The organism is Tautonia rosea (genome assembly GCF_012958305.1).
In the GTDB taxonomy this organism is placed as follows: Bacteria; Planctomycetota; Planctomycetia; order Isosphaerales; family Isosphaeraceae; genus Tautonia; species Tautonia rosea.
Genome location: NZ_JABBYO010000063.1, coordinates 1 through 361, shown reverse-complemented (window position 1 = coordinate 361; position 361 = coordinate 1). Strand labels below are relative to the sequence as shown.

Sequence of the window (361 nt, the reverse complement as noted above, 5' to 3'; positions counted from 1 at the left end):
CGCCTAACCGCTCTCATGGCCTCTGATGTCAAGAGCGCACCGTCGACGGGCCGTGGCAGGGGGTGGGGTTCCTGACCGGGGTTCGGGGTGAAGCGCGGCGCGACGGATCGGCTCGGGTCGCAGTCGGCGCGGGGACGGTCGGGTGGGTGAGTCGCGATGCGGGAAGGGGCATCGGCTCGCAAACCGCTCTCGGGGGTCGGCACGCGGGGGGCGATCGGCGTCGCTTCCCGCGTGGCGGGGCCTCGGGGGGATCGTCGTCCCGGCGGGGGCCCGCGCCCCAGACACTCCTCCGCGGCCCGCCGGCCGGCTTCTCATCGCGATTGGCTCACGTCAAGACGTGTCCCGTTAGGTGGCGGCTCGG

The 361-nt window shown here is 74.0% G+C and carries 1 pseudogene; it reads right to left on the bottom strand.

The window, feature by feature from the left end:
- Positions 1-203: pseudogene (locus HG800_RS27110) on the bottom strand (hypothetical protein); the annotation flags it as partial.
- Positions 204-361 lie beyond the last annotated feature (158 nt).